The sequence below is a fragment of the Streptomyces sp. Q6 genome, from assembly GCF_036967205.1.
GTDB lineage: Bacteria > Actinomycetota > Actinomycetes > Streptomycetales > Streptomycetaceae > Streptomyces > Streptomyces citrinus.
The window spans coordinates 8,208,805-8,232,086 of the sequence record NZ_CP146022.1; the positions used below are offsets into that span (position 1 = coordinate 8,208,805).

Here is a 23,282-nt window from a genome sequence, read left to right on the forward strand (position 1 = left end):
GTAAGGAAAACTTGCAAGGCTTCCTGTCGAACTCCTACTCTGGGGGCATGTCAGGAACGCAGGGACCAGCGGCCGCCGAGCCGCCCACCGAGCGGATCGCCGCCGACCTCGCCACCGTCGTCGGACGTCTCTCGCGCCGGCTGCGCACCGCGTCGCCGGACAGCCTCCTCACGCCGACGCAGCGCACCGTCCTGGCCCGGCTCGGCATGGAAGGGCCCTCGACCACGGCCGCCCTCGCCCGCTCCGAGTACGTCCGCCCGCAGTCCATGCGGCTCACGCTCGGCGCGCTGGAGGAGCAGGGCTTCGTGACCCGCTCCCCGGACCCGAACGACGGGCGGCAGTCCGTCGTGGCGATCACCGACAGCGGCCGAGCCACCCTGGACGCGGTCCGCGCCGCCAAGCACGGCTGGCTCACCCAGGCCCTCGACGCGGAACTCGACCCGGCCGAGCGCCGCACGCTCGCCGAGGCGACCGCGCTCCTGGAACGCCTGGTGCGGAAGTGAGCGGTGACGCGGGCGACACAGCGACCGCGGCCGTTCCCGCCGCGACCGCCCCAGCGACGGACACCGGCTTCGGCGCCCGGCTGACGGCCCCGCTCCTGCTCGGCTCCGTGCTCAACCCGCTCAACACCACGATGATCTCCACCGCCCTGGTGGCGATCGGGCACCACTTCGGGATCGGCGCCGCCGACACGGCCTGGCTGATCTCCGTCCTCTATCTCGCCAGCGCCGTCGCCCAGCCCGTCCTCGGCAAGCTCGCCGACGCGCTGGGCCCGCGCCGCGTCTTCCTCGCGGGCCTCGTCGTGGTGTGCGCCTCCGGCCTGGTCGGAGCGTTCGCCCCGTCCTTCGGCTGGCTCATCGTGTCCCGGCTGCTGCTCGGCGTCGGCACCTCCGCCGCCTACCCGGCCGCGATGGCCGTCCTGCGCGACGAGGGTCGCCGCGTGGGCCGCCGCCCACCGCGCCCCGTCATGGCTCGGCTCTCCTTCGCCGCGCTCGGCAGCGCCGCGATCGGACCGACGCTCGGCGGCCTGCTCGTCACCTTCGTCGGCTGGCGCGGCATCTTCGCGGTCAACGTCCCCGTGTCCGTCGTCGCGTTCGTCTGCGCCCTGGTTTGGATCCCCGCCGATCCGCCGCGCGGGACGAGCGCCGCACCGGCCCCGAAGCTCTCCCTCGACCCCCTCGGCATCGGCCTCTTCGCCACGGCCCTGACCTTCCTGGTCTTCTTCCTCCTCGACCTCGCCCACCCCCTGTGGTGGCTCCTCGCGCCGTTCGCCCTGCTCACGGGCGTCCTGGTCTGGTGGCAACTGCGGTGCGGGACCCCGTTCATCGACGTCCGGATGCTCGCCGGGAACGGCCCGCTGGCCCGCACCTACCTCCGCCACGGACTGAGCTACCTGCTCATCTACTGCGTCATGTACGGCTACACGCAATGGCTGGAGGAGGCCCGGGGCTACTCCTCCGGGCACACGGGACTGCTGATGCTGCCCATGTCCGTGGCCGCCCTCGTCTGCTCGCTGCTCGGTGCCCGCACGAAGGGCATCCGCGCCCCGCTGACCGTCGCCTGCGTGCTGCTCTCGATCGGCGCGGGCGTCCTGGCCTTCGTCTCCGACGACACGCCCCTCGCCGTGCTGCTGCTCGCCGGTGCCTGCTTCGGCATCCCGCAGGGCCTCATCGGCACCAGCAACCAGGCCGCCGTCCAGGAGTACGCCCCCGCCGCCGACATCGGCGCCGCCGCGGGGCTCCAGCGCACCGCCCAGTACATAGGCGCCATCACCGCGTCGAGCCTGATCGCCCTCGCCTACGGGCAGCGCGCCGACGACGCGGGCCTGCACCTGATGGCGGGCGCCTCCGCCGTCCTCGGCGTCCTGCTGGTCGTGCTCACCGTGACGGACCGGGCGCTGCGCCGCACCGCCCGCTAGGGCTCCAGGAACAGCCCGCCCTGCGGCTCCTGATGGCCGTCCGCGGTGTGCCAGTAGTCCCGTGTCTCCACCGCGAGCCCGTCGGCGTCGAAGCGTACGAACACGCACCCGGCCAGCGTCGAGGCGTGCCCGCCCTCCTCGGCGAGCACCCGGAACTCGGCGACCGCGACCCCGTCGGAGCCCACCACCGGCGGCCCGAACCGCACGTCGAGGGGCACCTCGTCCTCGAACGACCACCGCAGGTACGCGGCGAGCGCGGCCCGCCCCCGGTGCGGCTCGCGGAACGGCATCGACCGGTGCACGCAGTCCGCGGCGTACAGGGCCACCAGCGCCTCGACGTCATGGCGGGCCCAACCCGCCTGCCACACAGCGACGAACCGTCGCGCGGCCTCGGCCGTCTCCATCTGCCCGCCCCTGTCCGCCGGTTGCAGCAGAGGCTACCTCGGCGACGCGCGGGGCCGGTTCGGCTCTCGGCACCGAGAGGCCCGTGGGATAAGGTGACCGGGCCCGAACGGCACCACGAGGGAACGAGGAGGCGAGTCCGATCACCGCTGTGCAAGTCACCGCCCTGTCAGGTCGGGAAGTCCCTTCTCCTGTCGTACGGTTCGTCCGCTCGGTCTGAGCGGGACGGCGGCCGTCCGTCGGCCGGGAGCCCGATCGGCGTCCCGAGAGGTCACATCTCACCCATGTCGCTTTCCCCGTCGCCCCGTTCCACCGGATCGTCGGCGCCGCTCCCCGTCGACCCCGAGCCGGTCGTGGCCGCGCTGCGCGCCGCCGGCTGCGTCTTCGCCGAGGACGAGGCCCGCGTCCTCCTCACCACCGCCCGCGACACCGCCGAGCTCGCCGCCCTGGTGGAGCGCCGCGCCGCCGGACAGCCGCTCGAACACGTCGTCGGATGGGCCGAGTTCTGCGGACTGCGGATCACCGTCGACCCCGGCGTCTTCGTGCCGCGCCGGCGCACCGAGTTCCTCGCCCGGCAGGCCCTTGCCGTGACTCCGCCGGACGCCGTCGTCGTCGACCTGTGCTGCGGCACGGGCGCGGTCGCCGCCGTCCTCGCCGCGCGGCGCCCCGCCCAGTTGCACGCGGCGGACCTCGACCCGGCCGCGGTCGCCTGCGCCCGCCGCACCATCGGCCCGCTCGGCGGCCAGGTCCACGAGGGCGACCTGTACGCCCCGCTGCCCGCCCACCTCAAGGGCCACGTCGACATCCTGATCGCCAACGGCCCCTACGTCCCCAGCGGCGACGTCGCCCTGCTGCCGTCCGAGGCCCGCGACCACGAGCGGCTGATGGCCCTCGACGGCGGCGCCGACGGCCTCGACGTCCTGCGCCGCGTCGCCGCGGGCGCGCCCGAGTGGCTCGCACCCGGCGGCCTGCTGTTCGTGGAGACCGGCGAGCACCAGGCGGCCGACGCGGTCGCGGCGGTCCGCGCCGCCGGGCTGGACGGGCGCGTGGTCGAGGACGACGAGCTGTACGCCACCATCGTCGTCGCCCGCCGCCCGCGCGCTGAGAGGGGTCTGCGCACAGGGCTCTGACCCGGGTGTTTCGACTCCTGAGGGGCCGGTACCCGGTCGTCGCCGGATACCGGCACGATCTTGAGGAGGACCCGTCATGAGCCCTACGGACAGCACCCCCGTCCACGGCTACGGCGCCACCGCGGTGGGCGTGGAGCTGAGCAATTGCACACCCGACGACGCCGCGTCCGTCTTCGACGTCCTGGGAACGGCCTACCCCACGGATCGCGACGGGGGAGAGCGCCCCGACCCGGCGGCGACCGTCTGGCCGGCGACCGTGCAGGTCGCGGAGGCCACAGGGGAAGCGGCCCGGCCCGCCCCCACACCCCTGACGGCCGCGGTGACGGCCGACCTCCAGGGCGGCCCGCAGGCGCTGACACGCCTGCGCGCCACCCTCGACGCGGCCTTCCGCGTGGAGGAGGTCTCGACGACCTCCGGCGACCAGGAACAGGTGCAGCACCTGCGCCTGACCTCGGCGTCGGGTCACCCCGCGTAGGACACGCGCACCTCCTTGAAGCCGAGCGAGCGCAGCAGCCCGCGCAGCATGTCCGTCGTGTTGCGCTCCGCGCGCCCGGTCAGGTCGCTGTCGTGAGCCGCTTCCCCGATGTGCCGGGCGGCGAGCTTGCGCACGGCGCGCTCGTCGTTCGGGTTGTCGGAGAACAGGTCGCCGAGGCGGTCCAGGAGGCCGCGCTGCTTGGAGACCGCGTACGACCGGTCCGTGTCGAGGGCGGGCTTGCCGAGCTGCGCGTGCGGCAGCTTCAGCGTCGCCTTCGTGCGGTCGCCGTTCACCTTGACATCACCGGGGTCGACCTTGCCGAGGTCCACGTACGCGTCGACCGTCCCGGCCCCGATGTACAGCGTCCGCGTCCCGCGGACCGCGTCCGGCAGGTACTTCGTGTCCTTCTCCAGGTCGACGACGACCTGGAAGTTCCCGGACGCGGCGTCGTAACGGCTCAGGTCCCGCACGGACTTCAGGAGTGTGGGTCCCGATCGGTCGTGCGTCTCCGTGCCGAACACGCCGTCCAGCCGGTTCAGCAGGCGCAGACCGGTGAAGACCAGCACGAGGACCACGACGACGACGCCCACGGCCTTGGCCCAGCGGGGCAGTAGCAGAGCCCTCCGGTTCATGAGGGGAACCTCCTTCGCTCGGAACCCGAGTCCCCACCACGGGCGCTGATCACGCCTGCGGCGCGGATCCTGACGGCCCGAGCGGCCGGTCGCCCGACACACGCGACCACCACACCCCCTCGCCACGCGTGAGCCCCGGCAGGGCCAGTTCCATCGCGCGCACCCTGCGTGCCGTCAGTTCGCCGGTGATCAGCCAGGACGTGCCGCCGCCCGTCGTCCCGCCGAACTCGGCGCCCAGTGAAGCCAGTCGGGCGGTCACCGGAGCGAGCGCGTCCAGCGGCACCTCCACCTCGAAGGAGTGCACCGGCTCGAAGACCCGCGTCCCGGCCCCCTCCACCGCCCTACGGGTCACGAGCGCGGTCACCGTACGGAAGTCGCCCGCGACACTGACCGGGGCGCAGAATCCCGAGCGGACCAGGGTCACCTGACAGTCCGTCACCGGCCAGCCGTCCGGACCGCCGCCGGCCAGCGTGTCGAGCACGGTGTCCTCGATGGCCTGATGGAACGCCCGCGGGAGCGCGCCCCGTTCGGTCTCGTACGTGAACACGCGCCCGGAACCGGGCGGGCCGGGCTCGACGCGCAGGCCGACCGTCGCCGGCAGCCCGGTGACGCTGTGCGGGCCCATCTCCTCCAGTGCCGCACCGGTCCCGACGGGCCGCTCCACGCAGCGGACCCGGCTCGGCCCGAACTCCGCCTGGATGCCGAACTCCTGGGCGAGCGTGGCGGTCAGGACCTCCTTTTGGACCTCGCCGTACAGCAGCAGCGCCGTGCTGCCGGCCGGCCCGGGGCGCGCGTGGATGAGCGGGTCCTGGTCGGCGAGTTCGAGCAGGGCGGCCCGCAGCGCGGCACCCTGCCCGGGGCGCACGGCACGCGCCACCGTCTCCAGCGTCGGCGGCGCGAACCGGGCCCGCCCGTCCCGGAGTGCACCGAGCCGGTCGCCGACCCGGATGCCCGCCACTCCGCGCACCTCGGCGATCTGCCCGGCCCGCGCGACCTCGCCGCGCGTGCCGACGACCTCGACGCCGGTGACCCGCCCGGTCACCGGGACCGCGGCGCCGTCGTCCGGGTCCCGCCGGAGGAAGGTCACCTTCTGCCGGGGCCGCACCTCACCGTCGTACAGGCGCAGAAAGCCGATCCGTTCGCCGGCCGGGCCCCGGCGTACCGCGAAGACGGTGCCGATCGGACCGGCCGAGGAGGAGGGTTCGGGCTTCGCCGCAGCAGGGATGAACTTCCGTACTGTGGTGATGAGGTGGGCGACGCCTTGGCCGCCGAGCGCCGAGCCGAACAGGACGGGGTGCAGCACCCCGTCGCCGATGCGTGCCGCCAGCGCCTCGCGCACGGTGGCGGCGTCCGGCAGTTCCCCGTCGACCAGCGCGGCGAGGATCGTGTCGTCGACCTCGGCGAGGTCGCGTGCCACCCGCTCGCGTACGGCGGGATCGTCGATCGGGAGAGGCGTGACAGAGGCGCGCGGCGTCCCCGCGTCCCGTACGTCCGCCAGCGGCACCACGTGCGGGGTGAGACGTCGGCGGATCTCGTCCAGGAGCGGGCCCACGCGCGCACCCGCCCGGTCGATCTTGTTGACGAACACCAGCGTGGGCACGCCGAGCCGGCGCAGCGTCTTGAGCAGCACGCGCGTCTGCGCCTGCACGCCCTCCACCGCGGAGACGAGCAGCACGGCCCCGTCGAGCACGTCCAGGGCCCGCTCGACCTCGGCGATGAAGTCGGAGTGCCCCGGGGTGTCGATCAGGTTGATCCGGGTGTCGCCCACGGTGAACGCGGCGACGGCCGAGCGGATCGTGATGCCGCGCTGCCGCTCGATGGCGCCGGTGTCGGTGCGGGTGTCGCCGCCGTCGACGCTGCCGAGCCGGTCGATGGCGCCCGTGTCGAACAGGAGCCGCTCGGTGAGGCTGGTCTTACCGGCGTCGACGTGGGCGAGAATGCCGATGTTCAGGGTCGTGCGTACCTGCGGGATCTGCATGGAAGGTCGAGTCCTCGAAAACGATGGTCCGGCGGGGTCGCTGAACTGCTTCGAGGAATCGGCGCATTCGGGTCTCCTGAACTGGCGAAAACATGCCCGCCCATGGTGCGCAGCAGGTCACGTACGCGCGCAACTCATTTATCCGGCGCGTCCGGAGCCTCCGGCGCGTCCGCCCGGGGCACCCGTCCGGACGGCGGCGCGAAACGGCGGACGTACCGCTTCTGCCACGGGGTCTCCACGGCGCGGCGGTCGTAGTGGGCGCGCACGTACGCGACGGCTTCGCCGGGCGGGACGCCGTCGAGGACCGCGAGGCACGCGAGAGCCGTCCCGGTCCTGCCCTTCCCGCCGCCGCACGCCACCTCGACCCGCTCGTCCGCGCACCGTCGCCAGGCGTCGCCCAGGACGCGGCGGGCCTCGTCGGTGTCGGCGGGGAGGCGGAAGTCGGGCCAGCGCAGCCAGGTGAACTCCCAGTCCATGGGCGGGGGTTGAGCGCCGAGGAGATAGATCCCGTAGGAGGGGAGCGGTCCCGGCGGCAGTGGACTGCGCAGCCCGCGTCCCCGGACGAGCCGCCCGGACGGCAGTCGCAGGACGCCCGGCGCGTCCGTGTCCCAGGTCATCGGCTCTCCCGCGCCGCCGACAGCAGGAACGCGGCGAGGCGGCGCGCGCGCCCGAACGCGTCGGGGAACACGTCCAGGCCGTCCGAGACCAGCGCGCCCTCGTGCAGCAGCATCAGCGAACGCCCCGTCTCCCGTGCGGTGTCCGGCGACACGTCCCGCGCGAGCCGGACGAACAGGTCCAGCATCCACTGCTTCTGGCCCACGATCACCGCGTAGGCGGGGTGTGCCGGATCGCTGATCTCGGCATGCGCGTTGACCATGCTGCACCCCTTGCCGCTGTGGGCTGCCATCCACGTCCCGGACGCGTCGAACACCGTCAATACCCGCTCGACGGGGGAGAGGTCGGTGGATTCGAGCCGCTCGGCCAGGTAGGCGCGCCAGCGGGCGTCGCGGGTCGCCAGGTAGTCGACGACGATCTGCTCCTTCGAGCCGAACCGGTCGTAGAGCGTCTTCTTCGTGACGCCCGCCTCGGACGCGATCAGATCCACCCCGACCGCGTGGATGCCGCGCTCGTAGAACAGTCGCGACGCGGTCTCCAGGACCCGGCGCGCGGCGGGAGTCAGGTCGGGACGCTCCGGATCGACCGGGGTCGAGGGCTTCGTCGTCGTACGCATGCCCCCAGAGTAAACCGATCTGTATAGTCGTGTCATGTAAACCGATCTGTATACCTGTCGGGCTGTGGACCTGCGGGTGGGGAGGCGGTGTCACGCCATGAATGTCCTTCTGTCCCTCGGCTTCGTGCTGACCTGGAGCTCCGGGTTCATCGGGGCCAAGCTCGGAGCCGGCGACGCCTCCGCGGTGACCACCCTGATGTGGCGGTTCCTGCCGCTCGCCGTCGTGCTCCTGGCCGTGGCGGGCCGCCGCGGCCTGCGCGATCTGCCGGTGCGGGCCCTCGGGCGGCAGATCGCCGTCGGAGCCCTGTCGCAGAGCGGCTATCTGCTGACCGTCTACTACGCGATCCAGCTCGGCGTCGCCAGCGGCACCACCGCCCTGATCGACGGCACCCAGCCTCTCGTCGCGGGCGTTCTCGCGGGACCGTTGCTGCGGCAGTACGTCACCGCCCGGCAGTGGCTCGGCCTGTGCCTGGGCGTGGCCGGGGTCGCCGTCGTCACCACCGCCGACGCGGCCGCCGTCACGGGCGTGGCCGCGTGGGCGTACCTGATCCCGTTCCTCGGGATGCTGTCGCTGGTCGCCGCCACCTTCGTCGAGAGCCGCTCGCCCACCCGCGTCCCACCGCTCACCGCGCTGACCGTGCACTGCGCGACGAGCGCCGTCGTGTTCACCGGACTCGCCGTCGTCGCGGGCGAGGCGATGCCACCCGCGACGCCGTCGTTCTGGCTCGCGGTGGCCTGGCTGGTGGGCCTGTCGACCTTCGGCGGCTACGGCCTGTACTGGATCGTGCTGCGGCGCAGCGGGATCACGCAGGTCAACACCCTGATGTTCCTGATGGCGCCGGTCACGGCGGTCTGGGGCGCGCTCATGTTCGGCGAGCCCTTCGGGGTGCGCACCGTGCTCGGACTCGCCCTGGGGCTCGCGGCCGTCGTGGTCGTGCGGCGTGGCGCGGCCCAGCGGCGACGGCCCGGGAGCTCGGTCTCCGAGCCGCCGCCGCTCGACGCCGATCCTGCCACTGCGTCCTCTCTGTCCGCTCCTGTGTCTCGTCGTGCGTCCGGTCCGCCGTCCTGACCTACAGCTCGGGTGTCCGGGCGCTGCGGGCCGCGACGCCCGAGCACAGGAGACCGAGCGCGACGGTGAGGCCGCCGACGATGACGTTGTTGAGGATCACGCCCATGTCGGGGCTCGACCCCACGACCCATGGAGCGACGATCATCCACACGCCCATGGCGCACATGGCCCAGCTCAGACCGGCCATGCGGGCCGGCGCGACGGTGAATCCCAGTCCAAGGACCGCGATCGCGATGCCCATGATGAGGTTGTGGGTGGTCAGCGCGGGCTGGCTCGCGGTGAAGTGCACCACCCAGGGGGAGAAGGCGCAGTAGAGGCCGAGCAGGAACACCGGCCCGTCCACGAGCGCCACGTCGCGGTCACCGATCACGCGTGCGTACCGGTCCCGCATTTCGGAAACATCGGGGTGACCGGAGAGGTCTGCCCTGTGGTGCGAAAGGTCGGCCATGGAAATCGACTCCTCGGCTCGCTGAGTCCGACCGTGTCCGCGCGGCGGGGCCGCCCTGCGGACGGCGAGGCCGCGCACCTCCATTTTGCTCTTATTTATTCCTTATGTGTAGAGGTGGGCACCAAGTGACGGTTGGGGCGGATGGCCGCCTCGGCGAACTCAGGGACCTCCGCGACGACCACCCCGGCCCCGGCGAGCACCCCGATCCCGTCGGCTCCCGGCACGAACGTGTCCGGCTCCCGCCAGGCCGTCACCACCCGGCGCACCCCCGCGTCGACGATCAGCCGCGCACAGGGCCGGGGCCGCGAGGCGCGCCGGGCACACGGCTCCAGGCTGCTGTAGACCGTGGCCGTCGCCAGCCGCGCGTCGTCGGCGGGGAGCTTGGCGAGCGCCGCCTCCTCGGCGTGCGCCACCGGGTCGCCGGCCTCCCGCGAGTGCCCGCGCGCGAGCTCCGTGCCGTCGGCGGCGACGATCACCGCGCCGACGCTGAACGCGGTCTGCGACGGCGGGCAGTCCGCGGCCAGCTCGCAGGCGAGCCGCAGCCAGTGCCGGTCCGCGGCCGTGGCCGCGTCCGTCGTGCCGGGCACCGTCGGCGCGTACCGGGTCACGATCACGTCGCCGACCCGCTCCGTGTCCAGGACCCGCATCCGGCTGCGCGGCCCGCCCGGGTACGCGCCGGGCCCGAACAGACGCGGCGCGTCCGGCTCACCCACCACCAACGGGGCGACGGCGAGCCGCAGTTCGTCCGCGAGACCCAGCTGCATCAGCTGCGTGTGCACCCGCGCCCCGCCCTCCACGAGCAGCCGCCGCACCCCCGCGCGCCGAGGTCGTCGAGCAGCGTGGCCCAGTCGACGGCCGCGCCGAGCGCCACGACGTCGGCGACGGCGCCCACCCGCGCGCGGGCGAGCGCGGCGCCCGCGTCGGTCGTGTACAGCAGTCGCGCGCCGCCCGTCGTCCAGAACGGATCACCCGGGTCCAGGTCGCCGGAGGCGCTGACCGCCACCTTCAGCGGGTACGCGGGGAGTCCGCCGTCGACGCGCGCGGCCCGCCGCTCGGCCGAGTTGACCAGGAGCCGGGGCCGGTCCGCGCGGAGCGTCCCGGCCCCGACGAGGATCGCGTCGCTCGCCGCTCGCACCGCGTCGACCCGGTCGAAGTCCTGCGCGCCGGACAACAGCAGACGCTCGGGACCGGTGTCGTCGAGGCACCCGTCGAGCGAGACGGCGGCGGAAAGCAACACGTGCGGGCGGGACATGGCAACTCCGTGACCAGGCTGGACGTACGCCCCCCGACCCTACCCAGCGGCCGGTGGCGTCCCGTCACCGAACGGCCGCCCGCCGAGCGCCTCACGGCCGTGCGGCGTCAGCCAGCCGGACAGGTCGGGGCCCAGCGGCACGATGCCGGTCGGATTGATCCCCTGGTGCACCTGGTAGTAGTGCCGCTTGATGTGGTCGAAGTCGACGGTGTCGCCGAAGCCGGGCGTCTGGAACAGGTCGCGCGCGTACGCCCACAGGACCGGGTCCTCGGTCAGCTTGTTGCGGTTGCACTTGAAGTGGCCGTGGTAGACGGCGTCGAAGCGCACCAGCGTCGTGAACAGCCGCACGTCCGCCTCGGTGATCGTGTCCCCGACGAGGTAGCGCTGCCCCGCGAGCCGCTCGGACACCGTGTCGAGCCGCGCGAAGACGTCCCGGTACGCGTCCTCGTACTCGGCCTGCCCGGTCGCGAACCCGGCCCGGTAGACGCCGTTGTTCACGTCCCGGTACACGCCCTCCATGACCTCGTCGATCTCGTCGCGCAGCGGCTCGGGGTACAGGTCGGGCGCGCCGGCCCGGTGCAGCGCGGTCCACTCGGTCTCCAGGTCGAGCGTGAGCTGCTGGTAGTCGTTCGTCACGAGCCTCCCGGACGGTACGTCGACGATCGCGGGGACGCTGACGCCGCCCGGGTAGCCCTTCTCGCGGGCGTCGTACGCCTCGCTGAGGAAGCGGATGCCGAGGACCGGGTCACGGTCGTCGGGGTCGAGCGTGAAGCGCCAGCTGCGGTCGTCCTGGACCGGGTCGGCGACGGCGAGGGAGAGCGCGTCCTCCAGGCCGAGCAGCCGCCGCACCACCAGGGCGCGGCTCGCCCACGGGCACGCGTAACTGACCACGAGCCGATAGCGCCCGGCCTCCACCGGCCAGCCGTCCCTGCCATCGGCCGTGATCCGGTCGGCGAAGTGGCTGCGGGAGCGCTTGAAGCCCTTCTTGCCGTACGAGGCGTTGCCGTCCACGCGGGATTCCTTCCGGCGCACTGTCGTTGCGAGGAGGAGCCTGCCCGGGAAACGCCGCGCGTACCACCGCGCCGCAGGCGACCGACGGTGGCCGGTGAGAGGCTCGAAGGGGAGAGGCGCTCACCGCGGCTCTCGCCGACGCTGACGGACGAAGGAAGGCGCAGGCATGACGACCAGCACCACCGGCTCCTACCTCACGCTGGACGACGGCATCCCCGCCGTCCGCTTCACCCGCACCTACGACCGGCCCATCGACCGGGTCTGGCAGTACGTGACCGATCCCGCCGAGCTCGCGCGCTGGTTCCCGTCCGCCTTCGAGGCGAAGGAGCTGGCCCCCGGCGCCGTGATCCGGTTCTTCGGCGACCCGAACCAGCCGGAGTCCACCGGCACCGTCCTCGCGGCCGACGCCCCGCGGCACTTCTCGTTCAGCTGGGGCGGCGACGAACTCCACTACGACCTGGAGGAGCGCGGCGACGGCGGCACCCATCTGACCCTCACCGACGTCCTGGTCACCCACGACACCGCCGCGCGGAACGCGGCGGGATGGGAGGTGTGCCTGTCCGCCCTGGACGCCGCCGACCGCGGCGAGTCCCCGGAGGGCTCGCACAGCGGGGCGAGCGGGCGGTGGAAGGAGTTCTACGACAGCTATGTCGCGGCCGGATTTCCCTCCGGCGCGCCCGTGCCGGGCCTCGGCGAGTCCGGCTGAGTCGGCCGGTTCGCGCCGAGGTCCGCGCTCAGCCAGTGCTCCGAGCGCAGTTCCACGAGGACGAGGTGCTCGGGGCCGTAGCCGCGCAGCGAGTTCTCGACGTACGTGGAGAGCGCGTCGTCGGCGAGATACCGCCCGGCCACCGCGGTCAGGTCCTCGGGCGTCGCCGTACGCGGCGTCACCGGGCCCTCCGCCGAGACGTACCGGTACGTCGGCTCGGTCCGCTGCACCAGGAGCGTGCACCGGCCCGCGGCCGCGAGGAGTGTGCCGTGCGGCTGTCGCGCGCGGTGACCACGCGGAGCGCGCCGCCGGGCCGGTACGCGTACCGGACCGGGACGGCGAGGGGCCGTGCCCGCCCCGGGCGTCGACCGCGTGGCACGCCGGGTGCGTCGCGGCGAGAAGGCCGTCGCGCTGCTCCGGGGTGAGCGACATGGCTCCCTTTCGGTCCGTGGTGATTCCGTTCTACCGGCGGTGCCCGGGTGCCGCACGCGGCGGCCGTCGAAATAGCGCGATCGCCGAACTGGTCGCAGAATCGGTCATATGTCCTTTATGTCCGCGGGTGTGACGTGGCTCGGACTCGGCTTCACGCTCGGCACGGCCGGCCTGGTGACCTATGGCCTCGCGGTGCTGCCGTGCACGGCGGCCGTCCGGGAGGAGGACGCGGAGCCGGTCTGCCGACCGGCTCGGCGCACGGCTCTGGCGATGGGGGTGCTGGCCTCGGCGTCGCTCGTCGTCGGGACGGTGTATCTCGTCCTGCACGCCACGAACTTCGGCTGAGGCGTCCGGCGCCACACAGCGCAGGTGCACACGGAACAGGCTTGCGGGCAACAGGCGTACAGGGAGCGGCGGTACGCGACGGCGAAGGGAACCACGTACATGACCACCGGCCAGAAGACCATCATCACCCCCGTCGGCGATCTCGCCGCGGCCAAGGCGCTCTACGCCGCGCTGCTCGGCGTGCAGCCGACCGTCGACGAGGCGTACTACGTGGGCTTCGACGTCGCGGGCCAGCACCTCGGGCTGGATCCGAACGGGCACGGCAGCGGGATGACGGCCCCGGTCGGGTTCTGGCACGTCGACGACATCCGCGGCACCGTCGAAGGGCTTGTCGCCGCGGGGGCCGAGATCGTGCAGGACGTCACCGAAGTGGGCGCGGGCCGGCAGATCGCCAAACTGAAGGACGCCGACGGGAACGTCTTCGGGGTGCTCCAGGACCCGTCCTGAGGACGGCCCCGAAGCACCCCTCCGGTCGGCGCCGAGCGTCAGTTCCCGCCGCTGCCGTACGGACGCGTGATGACTTCCATGCCGTGCCGCGCCGGGTCCATGAAGTACACGCCGCGACCACCGTCGTTGTGGTTGATCTCGCCCGGCTGCTTGCCGTGCGGATCGGCGTAGTACGTGAGCCCGGCGTCCTTGATGCGCCGGAAGATCCCGTCGAACTCCTCCTCGCTGACGAGGAAGGCGTAGTGCTGCGTGACGATCGACTCGGCGGGGACGGTCGCGAAGTCCAAGGTCACGCCGTTGCTGAGTTCGAGAGCGATGAACGGGCCCCACTCGGCGCCGACTTCGAGCCCCAGGATGTGTGCGAGGAACTCGGCGGATTCCCGGTTGTCCCGGGCGTGCACGATGGTGTGATTGAGCTGAACGGACACGATGGATTGCCTCCAGAAGGCAACTCCGGCACCTCCATGCCTCACCCGGACGGTGACCGGCACGCGATGCTGACGGGATCTTAAACAGGTGTCGCGCCGCGTGGCCAGTCGCATTTTCGTCACCCGGCGCGTTTCCTTCCCCCGGCCCGTTCCCTCCGGCCCGTTCATGTCACCCGGCCCGCGCCGCCCCCGCCGTCGCGCTGCGGTACGTGTGGCCGAGTTCGGGCCCGAGGCCGAAGTAGTGGCGGAAGTTGTAGACGAGCGGGCTCCACGCCACCGGGTCGATGTGGTCGGTGCCGGGCACCACGACGTCGGCGCTCGCGTGCACCTCGCGCACGGCGGCCTCGACGACGACGAAGCCGCCGCCCGCGTCCGGGCGCACGTCGACGGCCCTGGCCTCCAACTGGAGCGGGCACTCGGCGACCCGTGGCGGCCGTACCGCGACGGAGGGCTGCGGGGTCAGACCGGCCACGCCGAACTTGTCCGGCTCGTAGCGGCACCCCGGCGCCTTCGTCGCAGGAACCGGGTCGCACCCGGTCAGCGGAGCGAGCCGCTCGACCGCCTGCCACTGTCCGGGCCCCGGCAGGTTGATCACCATGTCGGGCCGCACCGCCAGATTGCGCGCGGTCCGCCCGTCGGCGCCGAGCCCCAGGACGACGGTGCGCCCCAGGGCCCACGCCGACGACATCGGGGCCAGGTTGAAGGTGCCGTTCGGGTTCTCCGTCGACAGGAGCACGACGGGCGTGCCGAAGTAGAGGATGCTCGGCTCGACACGGAGATGGGGCAGGGGAGTCGCGGTGTTCATGGCCGCGAGCGTAGGCAGCGTTCGGTTCGGTGCCCGCCGAACGATGCCGGTCCGCTTCCCCCGGCCGTTCACCGGGTCAGGCCGTCGCCCGCAGCGCCCCCTCGAACGTCGCCGCCGCCAGGCCGAACGACAGCGTCATCCCGATCCCCGAGGTCACCGACAGCGCCCGCACCCCCGGCGCCACGTCCCGTACGAGCAGCGGGCCGCGCCCGCTGCTCGCGTACACCCCCTGCCAGCGCTCGGTCACCCGCACCCTCGGCACTCCGAGCACCCGTGCCGCCTCGCGCAGCAACAGCTCCGTCGTCCCCTCGTCCTGGAACGGGATCTCGGTCGCGTCGTACGCGTGCGAGTCGCCCACCAGGACCGTCCCGTCGGGCAGCCGCGTGAACATCACGTTGGCGACGACATCGAGCAACTCCCGGCTGTGCGCGGTGACTTCGGCGCGCAGCGGGACCGCCGACGGCATCGCCGTGAATCCGTCGTAGCGCAACATGGACGTGGCGGTGAGCACCGCCGCGTCGGTCCGGAACGCGGGCGGCGCCTCGACGCGGGCCATGGACAGGCGGCACCGCTCGATGCCGTGCGCCTCCGCCTCCACCGGGTGGAGGCGGTCCAGGTCGTGGCCCACGCAGACGAGGACCTGATCGCCGTGGACCGGGCCGCGGCTGGTGTGCACGGTGCCGGACTCGACCCCGACGACGTTCGTCCCCCAGAGGATGTCGACGCCGGGCTGCCGGGCGAGCCACGCGGCCAGGCGCGGCGCCGCCTCCCGTGGGTTGACCCGCAGATCGGCGGGCAGGTGCGCGCCGCCCACCAGATCGTCGCGGGCGTCCGCGGGGCGCCCGAGCGCGTCGCCGATCTCGTCCCGCGTGCGCAGCCGCACCGCGTCCGCGCCGCGCTCGTCCCGCAGCTCCTCCAGAACCGCCAGCTCCGTCGCCGACCGGGCCACCACCAGGGCGCCCGCCTCCGGGGCCCAGAACCCGGCCCGCGCGGCCGCGTCCACCCAGCCCGTGCGCGAGGCGGCGGCGAGGTCGAGCAGCTCGCCGCGCTGCGCCGTGACGCAGCAGTGCCCGAAGTTGCGCACGGACGCGCCCACCGGGCGCCGGTCCCGCTCGACCACCGTGACGCTCAGGCCGCGCCGCACCGCCTCGAAGGCGTGCGCGAGGCCGACGATGCCGGCGCCGACGACGACGAGGTCGCTGCGGCCGCCCGGCAGCTCGACGGGGACGGGAGGTGCTGTTGCGATGCTCATGCCGCCCAGCGTGCGGAGTCCCGATCGACCACGGCAAGTGTTGTCTATACAAGTTTCCCGGATGTTTACCGACTCTTACCGCGAGCACCCGAGCAGCGCCCTTGCCTGGACGGTTCCTCGACTGCAAGACTCAAGTTGTGAAGACAAGTGAGGACGGGCCGCTGCATCAGCGGCTCGGAGCTGAGTTCCGGCGGCGTATCGAGGCCGGGGAGTGGCCCGAGGGCCGACCGGTGCCGAGCGAGGCGCAGCTGTGCGAGGAGTTCGGCACCTCGCGCGGCCCGGTCCGCCAGGCCCTCGCGCAACTGCGGGCGGAAGGACACCTCGTCGGCGGCCGTGGCCGACCGCCCGTCGCCCGGCGGGTCACCCCCTCGCAGCCGTTCGCCTCGCTCATGTCGTTCACGCAGTGGGCGCGCTCCATCGGGCGCACCCCCGGCCAGCACACCGTCGAGGTCGCCCGGCGTCGCGCGACACCGGAGACCGCGGGCCGGCTCGGCCTCGACGAGGGCGCGCCGGTCGTCGACCTCGTCCGGGTGCGCCACCTCGACGGCGTGCCCGCGATGATCGAACGCTCCACGTTCGTCCTCGACGCGGGCCTGCACCTGTTCGCCTTCGATCCCGACGAGGGGTCCGTGTACGAGGCCCTCACCGGCCGCGGCGTCGATCTCCACCATGCCCGCCACACCATCGACGCCATCGCGGCGGACGCGGACGACGCCGCGCTCCTCGGCATCGACGCGGGCCAACCGCTGTTGCGCGTACGGCGGTTGGCGTTCACCGGTGACGGCGCGCCCGTCGAGTACGCCGACGACCGCTATCTGCCGGCCATGGCCACCTTCACCATCGAGAACACCGTCGGGGGCCGCACCGTCGCCGGCCGCGACCGCACCGGCGCACCGGCCCCCCGAACCACAGTTGAGGAAACCCAGTGATCGAACTCGCCGTCTTCGACATGGCAGGCACCACCATCGAGGAACACGGAGCCGTCTACGAGGCACTGCGCCACGCCGTCGAGTCCACCGGCGTCCCGGTCGACGACGCCGACCTCCAGACCTGGATGGGCACCGACAAGCGCGAGGCCATCGCCGCGCTCGTCCGCATCGGCGGCGGCACCCCCGACGCGGACCTGGTGGAGCGGCAGTACGAAGCCTTCCGTGCCTACCTCGTCAAGCGCTACGCGGAGGTGCCGCCGACGCCGATAGCCCACGCCGACACGGCACTTGAGGCCTTGCGCGCCCGTGGCATCAAGGTCGCCCTCACCACCGGTTTCAGCGACGACGTGGCGCTGCCGCTGCTCGCCTCGCTCGGCTGGTCCACCGGCGAGGGCGGCACCCTCGACGCCGTCGTGACCTCCGACGAGGTGCCGCGCGGCCGCCCGGCCCCGTACATGATCCACCGCGCGATGGAGAAGACCGGCGTCGTCGACGTGCGCAAGGTGCTCGTCGCGGGGGACACGGTCGTCGACCTGGAGGCGGGGACGAACGCGGGCGCGGGTGTCGTCGTCGGCGTGCTCACGGGACAGCTCTCCCGTGAGCAGCTCGAACTCCACCCGCACACCTATGTGTTGGCCGGGGTCGCGGACGTCCCCGGCCTCCCGGAGACCGTCAGCTGAGCGCCGCGTCCACGATCGCCTGGGCCTCGCTCTGCACCTGCGCGAGATGCTCAGCCCCGCGGAACGACTCGGCGTAGATCTTGTACACGTCCTCCGTGCCGCTGGGGCGCGCCGCGAACCACGCGTTCTCGGTGGTCACCTTCAGCCCGCCGATCGCCGCGCCGTTGCCCGGCGCCTCGGACAGCCGGGCCGTGATCGGCTCGCCCGCGAGGGTCTCCGCGGTGATCGCGTCCCCGGTGAGCTTGGCCAGACGCGCCTTCTGCTCCTTGGTCGCCTTGGCGTCGATCCGGGCGTACGCGGCGCCCGACGCCCCGTGCCGCTCGGCGAGTTCGGCGTAGTACACCGACGGCGTCTTCCCGGTGACGGCGGTGATCTCGGCGGCGAGCAGCGCCAGCAGGATGCCGTCCTTGTCGGTCGTCCACACGCTGCCGTCCTTGCGGACGAAGCTCGCCCCGGCGCTCTCCTCGCCGCCGAACGCCACCGAGCCGTCGACCAGGCCGGGCACGAACCACTTGAACCCGACGGGGACCTCGACGAGTTCGCGGCCGAGCGAGGCGGCGATCCGGTCGATGACGGCGCTCGACACCAGCGTCTTGCCGATCGCCGCGGACGCCGACCACCGCGGCCGGTGCGAGAACAAGTAGTGAATGGCGACGGCCAGATAGTGGTTCGGGTTCATCAGACCCGCGTCCGGCGTGACGATGCCGTGCCGGTCGGCGTCGGCGTCGTTGCCGGTCAGCAGATCGTAGTCGTGGCGGCGGGCGAGGACCGACGCCATCGCGGGCGCGGACGACGGGTCCATCCGGATCTTGCCGTCCCAGTCCAGCGTCATGAACCGCCAGGTCGGGTCGGTCTCCGGGTTCACCACGGTCAGATCGAGCCCGTACATCTCGGCGATCCGCGACCAGTAGTGGACACTCGCGCCGCCCAGCGGGTCGGCGCCGATGCGCACGCCGGCCGTCCGGATGGCGTCCACGTCGACGATGTCCTTGAGGTCCTCGACGTACCGCTCCCGGAAGTCGTACGGCTCCCAGGCGGCCTGGTCCGCCGAGCGCGGAGCCCAACTCGGGTCCTCGAGCAGCTCGTTGGCGCGCTGCGCGATCCACGACGTGGTCGTCGAGTCGGCGGGGCCGCCGTGCGGCGGGTTGTACTTGAAGCCGCCGTCGCGCGGCGGGTTGTGGCTCGGCGTGATCACGATGCCGTCGGCGCGGTCGGCGGACTCGTCCCGGTTGTGGCGCAGGATCGCGTGGCTGAGGGCTGGCGTCGGCACGAAGTCGTCGTTCGCGTCGGCCTTCACCCGCACGCCGTGCGCCGTCAGGACGCCGAGCGCCGTCTTCAGCGCGGGCTTCGACAGGGCGTGCGAGTCGGGGCCGATGAACAGGGGGCCCGTGATGCCCTCGGCCGTGCGGTGCTCCACGATGGCCTGCGTGATCGCGGCGATGTGCTTCTCGTTGAAGGCGCCGTCGAGGCTGGAGCCGCGATGGCCACTCGTACCGAAGACGACACGCTGCTCGGGGCGCGTGACGTCGGGCTCCCTCGTGTAATAGGCGTCGATCAGCTCCTCGATGTCGACGAGGTCGTCCGGCCGGGCGGGGGTTCCAGAGCGGTCAGTCATGGCAGCAGTCTCCCACCTGCGGCGATGGCCGCCCACAGGTGGTCGGGGACCGTTCGGGGCGCTCCGGTCGCCGCCGCGAACGTCCGCGCCTAGCCTGAAGCATGGCTTCCGGCAGCACGAAGGCGATCGTGGCCGCTCTCGCGGCGAACCTGGCGATCGCGGTGGCGAAGTTCGTGGCGTACCTCTTCAGCGGTTCGTCGTCGATGCTCGCCGAGAGCGTCCACTCGCTGGCCGACTCCGGCAACCAGGGTCTGCTGCTGCTCGGCGGGAAGCGGGCCCGGCGTGCGGAGACGCCGCAGCACCCCTTCGGATACGGGCGCACCCGCTACATCTACGCGTTCCTCGTCTCCATCGTGCTGTTCTCGCTCGGCGGCATGTTCGCGCTGTACGAGGGCTACGAGAAGATCCGGCACCCGCACGCGATCGAGCACTGGTACTGGCCGGTCGGCGTGCTGGTGTTCAGCATCGTGGTCGAGTTCTTCTCGCTGCGCACCGCCGTCGTCGAGTCGAACGCGGTGCGCGGCGGCAAGTCGTGGCGGGACTTCGTCCGGCACTCCAAGGCACCGGAACTCCCCGTCGTCCTCCTGGAGGACATCGGCGCGATGATCGGCCTCGTACTGGCCCTCGCCGGCGTCGGTCTCGCCCTCGCCACCGGCGACGGAGTCTGGGACGGCATCGGCACGCTGTGCATCGGCGTCCTGCTCGTCGCCATCGCGATCGTGCTCGCGGCGGAGACGAAGTCGCTGCTGCTCGGCGAGGCGGCGGGGCCCGAGCACGTGGCCCGGATCGAGGCGGCGCTCGTCGACGGCGAATCGGTCACCGGCGTCCTGCACATGCGCACGCTCCACCTGGGCCCCGAGGAACTCCTCGTCGCCGCGAAGATCGCCGTACGCGACGACGACACGGTGGCGCGGGTGGTCGCCGCGATCGACGCGGCGGAGGCGAGGGTGCGCGCGGCGGTCCCGATCGCCCGGGTCATCTATCTCGAACCGGATCTGCCGCGCACGCCCTCGACTCCTGTGGCCGACGGGGGAGTTCAGTCCTCCTGAGCGGCGCTCAGCTCCGCGAGCGCCGCGCGGATGTGCTCCTCGGCCCTGTCCTTGTCGATGCCGAGGCCGGAGAGCAGCCCCGACCCGTTCTCGTGCTCCAGGAGCGCGAGCAGGATGTGCTCGGTGCCGACGTAGTTGTGCCCGAGGCGCAGCGCCTCACGGAACGTCAGTTCCAGCGCCTTCTTGGCGTCCGCGTCGAACGGCACCAGGGCCGGGGTCTCCTCGGAGGCGGCGGGGAGCTGGGCCGCGGCCTCCTGCCGGACGGTGTCGAGGAGGACGTCCTGCGCGAGGATCGCCCTCGCGCCCAGTCCCTCGCGCTCGTGCACGAGACCGAGGATCAGATGGGCGGTGCCGATCGTGGTGTTCTTGGCGGCGTGCGCCTCGTTCTGCGCGGCCACCACCACGTTCCTGGCGCGTGTGGTGTAGCGGTTGAAGCCCTGGCTCGGGTCGAGGTCGTTCTCCGAGCCCTTGGGCACGAAGCGCTTCTGCGCGGCCTGGCGGGTGACACCCATGCTCTTGCCGATGTCGGTCCAGGAGGCGCCGGACCGACGGGCCTGGTCGACGAAGTGGCCGATCAGGTGGTCGGCGACGTCACCGAGGTGGTCCGCCGCGATGACCGCGTCCTGGAGCTGGTCGAGGGCGTCGGTGTGGACCTTCTTGATGGCCTCGATCAGGTCGTCGAGGCGTACGGGCTGGGAGGGGCCGACTGAATGCGTCATGAGGCAACCCTAGGTTGACACTCCACAGGTGTCAACCAAGAGTTGACACCTGTGGGGGGCGGCTCGCTCGGGCGGCCGGGGGGCTCGGGCGGGCGAGAGGTTCGGGCGGCCGGAAGGTTCGGACGGGCGAGGGTTCAGGCGAGGGGTGGGTTCAGACGAGCGGCGGGTTCAGCCGGCGGAATCCGGCCTGGGTCCGGTACGGGTAGTAGGGGTACGGCGCCATGACCTCGCTCGCGGCGTCGAGGCGTGCGACCTGCTCGGGCGTGAGCTCCCAGCCGACGGCGCCGAGGTTCTGCTCCAACTGCTCCTCGTCGCGGGCGCCGATGAGCACGGTCGCCACGGTGGGCCTGCACAGCAGCCAGTTCAGGGCGATCTGCGGGATCGTGCGCTCCGTCTCCTTCGCGATCTCGTCGAGCGCGTCGACCACCCGGTACAGGTGCTCGTCCTCGATGGGTGGCCCGAACTGTGCCGTTCGGTGCAGTCGGCTGTTCGTCGGCAGTGGCTGCCCGCGGCGGATCTTCCCGGTGAGCCGGCCCCAGCCCAGCGGGCTCCACACCACCGCGCCGACCCCCTCCTCCTTCGCGAGCGGCATCAGTTCCCACTCGTAGTCGCGGCCGACGAGCGAGTAGTAGACCTGGTGCGCCACGAACCGCGGACGCCCGTGCTTCTCCGCTGCCGAGAGGCCCTTCATCAGCTGCCAGCCCGCGTAGTTGGAGACGCCGGTGTAGCGGATCTTGCCCGCCCTGACCAGGTCGTCGAGGGTGGCGAGCACCTCCTCCACCGGGACGGCGGCGTCGTAGGCGTGGAGCTGGAAGAGGTCGATGTGGTCGGTGTCGAGGCGGCGCAGCGCGGCCTCGACGGACCGGACGAGGCGGGAGCGGGAGACTCCGGCGTCGTACGGTCCCTCACCCGTGGGCAGGGCGGCCTTGGTGGAGATGAGCACCTGGTCGCGGCGGCCCTTGAGGGCCGCGCCGAGCACCTCCTCCGAGGCGCCGTCCGAGTAGACGTCGGCCGTGTCGAAGAGGGTCACCCCGTGGTCCAGGCTCAGATCCACCATGCGGCGCGCCTGGTCGACGCCGGAGGTGCCCCAGGCCGAGAAGAGCGGGCCGCGCCCGCCGAAGGTGCCGGCGCCGAAACTCAGCGCGGGAACCTTCAGGCCGGACGTCCCCAACTGTCGGTACTCCATGTCGATCCCCTTGCCGCGTCGATGAGTTGAAGCCGCGAGCGCTTTAATGGGACGTTGGCCCCGTTAGTGCGTGCCGCAACTCTAGCAAGTCCGGAGCTGTAAAGGAACCATGGTTCCTTTAGTGGAGAGCCTTGGCGATGTACTCGTCCGGATACGGGGTCCGCTTGCTGTCGCCCGTGAGCCGGTCCAGGAAGTCGTCGAAGACCGCGAGCGCGGGCGCGTGCGGAGCGAGCAGTCGGGTCACCGCCTGGGGATTCCCCGGCGGCAGGTGGTGGCGCCGCAGGTGACACAGCGACAGCAGGGAGTCGTACGCGGGAAGATGCCGGACGAGGAACTCCCGCTCCTGCGCACTGAGTCGGAAGCGGGAGCTGAGGGCGAGACCGAAGTCCGTGAAGAGGATCCGCTCGCCGTCCGTGAGCAGATTCCGCAGATGCGCGTCGAAGTGCACGACGCCCTGTTCCCGCAGGAAGTCGGTACCGCGCGCCAGCTCCCGCAGCACCCACCGGTACGCGGCGACGTCGTCACCGCGCGCCCCGAGCCACTGCGCGACCGTCTGCGGCACGAACTCCAGGAACAGCACCAGGCTGTGCCGCGCCGCCGCCAGCTCCTCCAGACGGTCCCGCACGGCGGGGGAGTGGTCCCAGTGGGCCACGGCGCCGTCGATCCCGCCGAGTTCGTCCATGAAGCCCTCGGGCGGCGTGTCCGGCAGCACCCGCCAGTGATACGTCAGCGGAAAGCCGTCGTACGCGCCCGACAGCACCCAGTTCGTCGTCATCACATGCAGTGCGAGCTCCCGCCACGCGCCGAACCCGGCCGACCCGACGCCGTACTGGTAGAAGTCCGGAAGCCCGAAGAGGTTCGCGGTGGAGCGCACATGCTCGGGTCTCGACTCGCGTTCCGTGAGCGGCACCCGTTTGACGAACACCGGCGTCCCCTCGACGTCGAGCACACCGGAGCGCCCGCCCACTCCGGGGTCACCGGCCTGGGCCCGCTCGATCCGGTCGCGCAGCGCACGGTCGTCGATCAACGCGAGAGCGGTGGAGAGCCGGGCGTGTTCGGTGCGGCGGTGCATGAGCAACTCCTGGACGTGGACGGGTGGTCGGACGGGCGCGCCCGGCTGCCCATCCTGCTCTCTCCCCGCCC

General features: G+C 72.5%; 26 protein-coding genes and 1 pseudogene. 11 read left to right on the forward strand and 16 right to left on the reverse strand.

Annotated elements, in window-relative coordinates:
• Nucleotides 1-47: 47 nt before the first annotated feature.
• On the forward strand, nucleotides 48-503 hold the full coding sequence (locus V2W30_RS37700) for a MarR family winged helix-turn-helix transcriptional regulator (protein WP_338703096.1): 456 nt from the start codon (nucleotides 48-50) through the stop codon (nucleotides 501-503).
• Complete coding sequence (locus V2W30_RS37705; protein ID WP_425244642.1) at nucleotides 500-1,918, forward strand: MFS transporter; 1,419 nt, start codon at nucleotides 500-502, stop codon at nucleotides 1,916-1,918. Before V2W30_RS37700 ends, V2W30_RS37705 begins: the two co-directional genes overlap by 4 nt.
• Here V2W30_RS37705 and V2W30_RS37710 read toward each other — a convergent pair.
• Nucleotides 1,915-2,322 (reverse strand): nuclear transport factor 2 family protein, encoded by a 408-nt coding sequence (locus V2W30_RS37710; protein WP_338703097.1) that lies wholly within the window; start codon nucleotides 2,320-2,322, stop codon nucleotides 1,915-1,917. The two genes, V2W30_RS37705 and V2W30_RS37710, sit on opposite strands and share 4 nt — an antisense overlap.
• Before the next feature lie 282 nt (nucleotides 2,323-2,604).
• Here V2W30_RS37710 and V2W30_RS37715 point away from each other — a divergent pair, with 282 nt between their 5' ends.
• Together V2W30_RS37715 and V2W30_RS37720 are read left to right on the forward strand one after the other, a co-directional pair.
• Nucleotides 2,605-3,450: a putative protein N(5)-glutamine methyltransferase gene (locus V2W30_RS37715; RefSeq protein ID WP_338703098.1), complete on the forward strand. Its 846-nt coding sequence runs from the start codon at nucleotides 2,605-2,607 to the stop codon at nucleotides 3,448-3,450.
• 76 nt (nucleotides 3,451-3,526) lie between these two features.
• Nucleotides 3,527-3,925: a hypothetical protein gene (locus V2W30_RS37720; RefSeq protein ID WP_338703099.1), complete on the forward strand. Its 399-nt coding sequence runs from the start codon at nucleotides 3,527-3,529 to the stop codon at nucleotides 3,923-3,925.
• Here V2W30_RS37720 and V2W30_RS37725 read toward each other — a convergent pair.
• The 4 genes from V2W30_RS37725 to V2W30_RS37740 form a co-directional block, all read right to left on the reverse strand.
• A complete protein-coding gene (locus tag V2W30_RS37725; protein WP_338703100.1) occupies nucleotides 3,913-4,557 on the reverse strand; it encodes a DUF4230 domain-containing protein in 645 nt (214 codons plus the stop codon). The two genes, V2W30_RS37720 and V2W30_RS37725, sit on opposite strands and share 13 nt — an antisense overlap.
• A 49-nt stretch (nucleotides 4,558-4,606) precedes the next feature.
• Nucleotides 4,607-6,535 carry a tetracycline resistance ribosomal protection protein Otr(A) gene (otr(A), locus tag V2W30_RS37730; RefSeq protein WP_338703101.1) on the reverse strand — a complete coding sequence of 643 codons (1,929 nt, stop codon included), beginning with the start codon at nucleotides 6,533-6,535 and terminating at the stop codon, nucleotides 4,607-4,609.
• Nucleotides 6,536-6,669: 134 nt separating this feature from the next.
• Entirely contained in the window at nucleotides 6,670-7,152 is a 483-nt protein-coding gene (locus V2W30_RS37735) for a protein-tyrosine phosphatase family protein (RefSeq protein WP_338703102.1), read from the reverse strand.
• Nucleotides 7,149-7,766 carry a TetR/AcrR family transcriptional regulator gene (locus V2W30_RS37740; RefSeq protein WP_338703103.1) on the reverse strand — a complete coding sequence of 206 codons (618 nt, stop codon included), beginning with the start codon at nucleotides 7,764-7,766 and terminating at the stop codon, nucleotides 7,149-7,151. The genes V2W30_RS37735 and V2W30_RS37740 overlap by 4 nt, the downstream gene beginning before the upstream one ends.
• A gap of 97 nt (nucleotides 7,767-7,863) precedes the next feature.
• Between V2W30_RS37740 and V2W30_RS37745 the strand changes: the two genes are divergently transcribed.
• Complete coding sequence (locus V2W30_RS37745) at nucleotides 7,864-8,835, forward strand: DMT family transporter (protein WP_338703104.1); 972 nt, start codon at nucleotides 7,864-7,866, stop codon at nucleotides 8,833-8,835.
• Nucleotide 8,836: 1 nt separating this feature from the next.
• Here the strand turns inward: V2W30_RS37745 and V2W30_RS37750 are convergent, their stop codons facing one another.
• The 3 genes and pseudogenes from V2W30_RS37750 to V2W30_RS37760 all read right to left on the reverse strand — a co-directional run bounded on the left by V2W30_RS37750 (nucleotide 8,837) and on the right by V2W30_RS37760 (nucleotide 11,546).
• On the reverse strand, nucleotides 8,837-9,283 hold the full coding sequence (locus V2W30_RS37750) for an SPW repeat protein (RefSeq protein ID WP_338703105.1): 447 nt from the start codon (nucleotides 9,281-9,283) through the stop codon (nucleotides 8,837-8,839).
• A gap of 95 nt (nucleotides 9,284-9,378) precedes the next feature.
• Nucleotides 9,379-10,535: pseudogene (locus tag V2W30_RS37755) on the reverse strand (dihydrofolate reductase family protein).
• 39 nt (nucleotides 10,536-10,574) lie between these two features.
• Nucleotides 10,575-11,546 (reverse strand): glutathione S-transferase family protein, encoded by a 972-nt coding sequence (locus V2W30_RS37760; RefSeq protein ID WP_338703106.1) that lies wholly within the window; start codon nucleotides 11,544-11,546, stop codon nucleotides 10,575-10,577.
• A gap of 166 nt (nucleotides 11,547-11,712) precedes the next feature.
• Between V2W30_RS37760 and V2W30_RS37765 the strand changes: the two genes are divergently transcribed.
• Nucleotides 11,713-12,252, forward strand: coding sequence for an SRPBCC family protein (locus V2W30_RS37765; RefSeq protein WP_338703107.1), 540 nt, complete (start codon nucleotides 11,713-11,715; stop codon nucleotides 12,250-12,252).
• On the opposite strand, the gene V2W30_RS37770 is transcribed toward V2W30_RS37765, so the two are convergent.
• Complete coding sequence (locus tag V2W30_RS37770) at nucleotides 12,192-12,482, reverse strand: hypothetical protein (RefSeq protein WP_338703108.1); 291 nt, start codon at nucleotides 12,480-12,482, stop codon at nucleotides 12,192-12,194. The two genes, V2W30_RS37765 and V2W30_RS37770, sit on opposite strands and share 61 nt — an antisense overlap.
• Before the next feature lie 319 nt (nucleotides 12,483-12,801).
• Between V2W30_RS37770 and V2W30_RS37775 the strand changes: the two genes are divergently transcribed.
• Nucleotides 12,802-13,029, forward strand: coding sequence for a hypothetical protein (locus tag V2W30_RS37775; protein ID WP_338703109.1), 228 nt, complete (start codon nucleotides 12,802-12,804; stop codon nucleotides 13,027-13,029).
• A 99-nt stretch (nucleotides 13,030-13,128) separates the two neighbouring features.
• On the forward strand, nucleotides 13,129-13,476 hold the full coding sequence (locus V2W30_RS37780; protein WP_338703110.1) for a VOC family protein: 348 nt from the start codon (nucleotides 13,129-13,131) through the stop codon (nucleotides 13,474-13,476).
• A gap of 38 nt (nucleotides 13,477-13,514) precedes the next feature.
• Here V2W30_RS37780 and V2W30_RS37785 read toward each other — a convergent pair whose 3' ends face one another.
• From V2W30_RS37785 to V2W30_RS37795, 3 genes are all read right to left on the reverse strand, one after another.
• Nucleotides 13,515-13,904 carry a VOC family protein gene (locus V2W30_RS37785; protein WP_338703111.1) on the reverse strand — a complete coding sequence of 130 codons (390 nt, stop codon included), beginning with the start codon at nucleotides 13,902-13,904 and terminating at the stop codon, nucleotides 13,515-13,517.
• A 169-nt stretch (nucleotides 13,905-14,073) separates the two neighbouring features.
• Nucleotides 14,074-14,709, reverse strand: coding sequence for a flavin reductase family protein (locus V2W30_RS37790; protein ID WP_338703112.1), 636 nt, complete (start codon nucleotides 14,707-14,709; stop codon nucleotides 14,074-14,076).
• Between the two features lie 76 nt (nucleotides 14,710-14,785).
• Nucleotides 14,786-15,961 (reverse strand): TIGR03364 family FAD-dependent oxidoreductase, encoded by a 1,176-nt coding sequence (locus tag V2W30_RS37795; protein WP_338703113.1) that lies wholly within the window; start codon nucleotides 15,959-15,961, stop codon nucleotides 14,786-14,788.
• A 137-nt stretch (nucleotides 15,962-16,098) separates the two neighbouring features.
• On the opposite strand from V2W30_RS37795, the gene V2W30_RS37800 reads away from it, so the two are divergent.
• Both V2W30_RS37800 and V2W30_RS37805 read left to right on the forward strand, forming a co-directional pair.
• Complete coding sequence (locus V2W30_RS37800; protein ID WP_338703114.1) at nucleotides 16,099-16,890, forward strand: GntR family transcriptional regulator; 792 nt, start codon at nucleotides 16,099-16,101, stop codon at nucleotides 16,888-16,890.
• Nucleotides 16,887-17,570 (forward strand): phosphonatase-like hydrolase, encoded by a 684-nt coding sequence (locus V2W30_RS37805; protein WP_338703115.1) that lies wholly within the window; start codon nucleotides 16,887-16,889, stop codon nucleotides 17,568-17,570. Before V2W30_RS37800 ends, V2W30_RS37805 begins: the two co-directional genes overlap by 4 nt.
• Here the strand turns inward: V2W30_RS37805 and pgm are convergent.
• Nucleotides 17,563-19,185 (reverse strand): phosphoglucomutase (alpha-D-glucose-1,6-bisphosphate-dependent), encoded by a 1,623-nt coding sequence (pgm, locus tag V2W30_RS37810; protein WP_338703116.1) that lies wholly within the window; start codon nucleotides 19,183-19,185, stop codon nucleotides 17,563-17,565. The two genes, V2W30_RS37805 and pgm, sit on opposite strands and share 8 nt — an antisense overlap.
• A gap of 101 nt (nucleotides 19,186-19,286) precedes the next feature.
• Between pgm and V2W30_RS37815 the strand changes: the two genes are divergently transcribed.
• Nucleotides 19,287-20,234 (forward strand): cation transporter, encoded by a 948-nt coding sequence (locus V2W30_RS37815; protein ID WP_338703117.1) that lies wholly within the window; start codon nucleotides 19,287-19,289, stop codon nucleotides 20,232-20,234.
• On the opposite strand, the gene V2W30_RS37820 is transcribed toward V2W30_RS37815, so the two are convergent.
• The 3 genes from V2W30_RS37820 to V2W30_RS37830 all read right to left on the reverse strand — a co-directional run bounded on the left by V2W30_RS37820 (nucleotide 20,222) and on the right by V2W30_RS37830 (nucleotide 23,211).
• On the reverse strand, nucleotides 20,222-20,953 hold the full coding sequence (locus V2W30_RS37820; protein WP_338703118.1) for a Clp protease N-terminal domain-containing protein: 732 nt from the start codon (nucleotides 20,951-20,953) through the stop codon (nucleotides 20,222-20,224). The genes V2W30_RS37815 and V2W30_RS37820 overlap by 13 nt on opposite strands.
• A 151-nt stretch (nucleotides 20,954-21,104) precedes the next feature.
• Nucleotides 21,105-22,139, reverse strand: coding sequence for an aldo/keto reductase (locus V2W30_RS37825; protein ID WP_338703119.1), 1,035 nt, complete (start codon nucleotides 22,137-22,139; stop codon nucleotides 21,105-21,107).
• A 118-nt stretch (nucleotides 22,140-22,257) separates the two neighbouring features.
• Nucleotides 22,258-23,211 carry a hypothetical protein gene (locus tag V2W30_RS37830; protein WP_338703120.1) on the reverse strand — a complete coding sequence of 318 codons (954 nt, stop codon included), beginning with the start codon at nucleotides 23,209-23,211 and terminating at the stop codon, nucleotides 22,258-22,260.
• Between the last annotated feature and the right edge of the window lie 71 nt (nucleotides 23,212-23,282).

Bases quoted from the DNA above. Each gene is read 5' to 3' on its own strand.
- V2W30_RS37700 (WP_338703096.1), top strand. From the start codon at position 48: ATGTCAGGAACGCAGGGACCAGCGGCCGCCGAGCCGCCCACCGAGCGG.
- V2W30_RS37710 (WP_338703097.1), bottom strand. From the start codon at position 2,322: ATGGAGACGGCCGAGGCCGCGCGACGGTTCGTCGCTGTGTGGCAGGCG.
- V2W30_RS37715 (WP_338703098.1), top strand. From the start codon at position 2,605: ATGTCGCTTTCCCCGTCGCCCCGTTCCACCGGATCGTCGGCGCCGCTC.
- V2W30_RS37720 (WP_338703099.1), top strand. From the start codon at position 3,527: ATGAGCCCTACGGACAGCACCCCCGTCCACGGCTACGGCGCCACCGCG.
- V2W30_RS37725 (WP_338703100.1), bottom strand. From the start codon at position 4,557: ATGAACCGGAGGGCTCTGCTACTGCCCCGCTGGGCCAAGGCCGTGGGC.
- V2W30_RS37735 (WP_338703102.1), bottom strand. From the start codon at position 7,152: ATGACCTGGGACACGGACGCGCCGGGCGTCCTGCGACTGCCGTCCGGG.
- V2W30_RS37740 (WP_338703103.1), bottom strand. From the start codon at position 7,766: ATGCGTACGACGACGAAGCCCTCGACCCCGGTCGATCCGGAGCGTCCC.
- V2W30_RS37745 (WP_338703104.1), top strand. From the start codon at position 7,864: ATGAATGTCCTTCTGTCCCTCGGCTTCGTGCTGACCTGGAGCTCCGGG.
- V2W30_RS37750 (WP_338703105.1), bottom strand. From the start codon at position 9,283: ATGGCCGACCTTTCGCACCACAGGGCAGACCTCTCCGGTCACCCCGAT.
- V2W30_RS37765 (WP_338703107.1), top strand. From the start codon at position 11,713: ATGACGACCAGCACCACCGGCTCCTACCTCACGCTGGACGACGGCATC.
- V2W30_RS37775 (WP_338703109.1), top strand. From the start codon at position 12,802: ATGTCCGCGGGTGTGACGTGGCTCGGACTCGGCTTCACGCTCGGCACG.
- V2W30_RS37780 (WP_338703110.1), top strand. From the start codon at position 13,129: ATGACCACCGGCCAGAAGACCATCATCACCCCCGTCGGCGATCTCGCC.
- V2W30_RS37790 (WP_338703112.1), bottom strand. From the start codon at position 14,709: ATGAACACCGCGACTCCCCTGCCCCATCTCCGTGTCGAGCCGAGCATC.
- V2W30_RS37795 (WP_338703113.1), bottom strand. From the start codon at position 15,961: ATGAGCATCGCAACAGCACCTCCCGTCCCCGTCGAGCTGCCGGGCGGC.
- pgm (WP_338703116.1), bottom strand. From the start codon at position 19,185: ATGACTGACCGCTCTGGAACCCCCGCCCGGCCGGACGACCTCGTCGAC.
- V2W30_RS37815 (WP_338703117.1), top strand. From the start codon at position 19,287: ATGGCTTCCGGCAGCACGAAGGCGATCGTGGCCGCTCTCGCGGCGAAC.
- V2W30_RS37820 (WP_338703118.1), bottom strand. From the start codon at position 20,953: ATGACGCATTCAGTCGGCCCCTCCCAGCCCGTACGCCTCGACGACCTG.
- V2W30_RS37825 (WP_338703119.1), bottom strand. From the start codon at position 22,139: ATGGAGTACCGACAGTTGGGGACGTCCGGCCTGAAGGTTCCCGCGCTG.
- V2W30_RS37830 (WP_338703120.1), bottom strand. From the start codon at position 23,211: ATGCACCGCCGCACCGAACACGCCCGGCTCTCCACCGCTCTCGCGTTG.